The 2,017-nt window shown below is 68.6% G+C and carries 2 protein-coding genes; both read left to right on the top strand.

Translation table 11 applies throughout. The annotated features are described in order from the left end of the window. Nucleotides 1–51 precede the first annotated feature (51 nt). Nucleotides 52–921: a Scr1 family TA system antitoxin-like transcriptional regulator gene (locus ACIPXB_RS37110; RefSeq protein ID WP_401457417.1), complete on the top strand. Its 870-nt coding sequence runs from the start codon at nt 52–54 to the stop codon at nt 919–921. Continuing rightward, nucleotides 918–1,166, top strand: coding sequence for a DUF397 domain-containing protein (locus tag ACIPXB_RS37105; RefSeq protein WP_401457416.1), 249 nt, complete (start codon nt 918–920; stop codon nt 1,164–1,166). The genes ACIPXB_RS37110 and ACIPXB_RS37105 overlap by 4 nt, the downstream gene beginning before the upstream one ends. Nucleotides 1,167–2,017: the final 851 nt, after the last annotated feature.

The raw sequence follows: 2,017 nt of genomic DNA, 5'->3' as shown, positions 1-2,017 counted from the left end.
GGCTGCCCGCATCTGCGTGTACGCACGGTACGTACGAGGACGGTTCAGCCGATGAGCGACCTGTCAGACCGCGAAGAACAGCCGGAACGCCCCGTTGAGGTCGACGGCACCGCCTACCTCTTCCGGGCCCTGGGCAAGATGATCAAAGTCCTGCGCGAACGCGCGGGCCTCCAGCAGAAGGAACTGGCCGCCCTCACCCACGTCGGCCAGGACCTGATCAGCGCGATGGAACGCGGCGTCCGCATCCCGCAGCCGGACTTCCTGGAACGCGCGGACGTGGTCCTGCGGGCGGACGGGGTGCTGCTGGCGGCGATCACGGACGTGAAGGAGGCCCTGCGGAGGGCACGAACGCGGCATCCGGACTGGTTCAGGAGTTACGCGAAGGCGGAGGCGGAAGCCTCCGGCCTCCACTACTACGGCCACCAGGGTGTGCCGGGGCTGCTCCAGACCGAGGCGCACGCGCGCGCCGTCTTCGCCAAGCGTCGCCCGCTCCTCGACGAGGCGACGATCGAGAAGCGGGTCGCGGACCGGTTGGACCGCCAGAAGCTCTTCGAGCGCTGGCCGTCTCCGACCTTCAGCTTCGTCCTGGACGAGGGCTTGCTGCTCCGGCGCGTCGGCGGACGGGAAGTCCACAGGGGGCAGTTGCAGCGCTTCATCGAGATCGGCCGGCTGCGCACGGTGGAGCTCCAGGTCATGCCCTTCGAGCAAGGCGAACACGCCGCGCTGGACGGCTCGTTCACCCTCCTCAGCCCGAAGGGCCGCCAGCAGGTCGCCTACACCGAAATCTATGCACATCCAAACTTGATCACGGACCCCGAACTGGTACGCGTCTACAGCGAACGCTATGGGATCATCCGGGCACAGGCGCTCACGCCCGACGAGTCCCTGGACCTGATCGAGAAGTTGCTGGGAGAGCTATGACCACCATCGACCTGTCCTGGTTCAAGAGCAGCTACAGCGACGGCGAAGGCGGCGAGTGCCTGGAAGTGGCGTACGAGTGGCGGAAGTCGACGTACAGCAGTGGCGAAGGTGGCGAGTGCGTGGAGGTGGCCGCCTGCCCCTCGACCATCCACGTCCGTGACTCCAAGAACCCGACCGGGCCCCAGCTGGCCCTCACCCCGGCCGCTTGGTCCGCTTTCCTCGGCCTTGCCGGGCCAGTGGAGTAGAAGGGTACGGGGGCTGCCCGTCAGTCCTCAGGGTCCTTCCGGGGCGACCTGACCTGTCAAGAGCGCTCCTTCGTCGCGTCGCTGCGCGATTCCGCTTCGCTCCACTCCTGACAGGCCAGGCCACCCCGGAATGACAAGGACTGTCGGGAAGCCCCCGAAGGAGCGGGAGGTCTCAGCTTTCCCATGCCCGGGGGGTTCCAAGGGCCGACCCAGGGGCCGGGCAGGCAGGTCCCCCTCCCCCCAGGCTGCGAAAGCCGCCCCGGGCGAGCAGGCGCGCCTGATCGCTACGCGCTTCGGCCGGCATAGCGGCTGCGGCCCGCCCGTGGCCGGACATAGGCCGCCTCAGATTGCCGCTGGTCGCCCTCTCAGGCGTCTGACCCCCGTCTGGTGATACCCAGCGGGCAGTCAGTGGGAGTGCGAGCCCGAGAATGGCCGCCATAGTGGGGCAATCCGGGCATTCTATGGGCTCCGGAGAGGCTCTCGGGCGAAGTGGATCAGATGACCTCCCGCCAGTGCCCCTATCCCGCAACTTCCCGCTCCTGGGAGGCTTTGGGGCCCCAAACCGGGCCGCAGACGCCCATCCGCAGGAGCGCGTAGCGATCGATGGCGGCCTATGTCCGGCCACGGCCGGGCCGAGGCCGCTGAGAGACAGGAGCGCGTAGCGATCGGGCGCGCCCCGGCCTCCCGGCCGGCTCCCGCACCTGTCGCTGGGGAGAACGGACTGGCCGGGCCACTGGGCGGGCCTTGGAACCCTGGGCCTTGGTGAATTGCCGACCTCCCGTTCTTTCGGGGGCGTCCCGACAGTCCTTGTCTTTCCGGGACGGGACGGCCTGTCAGGAGTGGAGCGAAGC

It is taken from the genome of Streptomyces sp. NPDC090022, assembly GCF_044748145.1.
GTDB lineage: Bacteria > Actinomycetota > Actinomycetes > Streptomycetales > Streptomycetaceae > Streptomyces.
Note: the sequence above shows the minus strand (reverse complement) of the source record. Positions and strands in the feature narration are given on the sequence as shown.

What these genes read in the sequence shown, in the direction of transcription:
- ACIPXB_RS37105 (WP_401457416.1), top strand. Translation starts at nt 918, where the DNA reads ATGACCACCATCGACCTGTCCTGGTTCAAGAGCAGCTACAGCGACGGC.
- ACIPXB_RS37110 (WP_401457417.1), top strand. Translation starts at nt 52, where the DNA reads ATGAGCGACCTGTCAGACCGCGAAGAACAGCCGGAACGCCCCGTTGAG.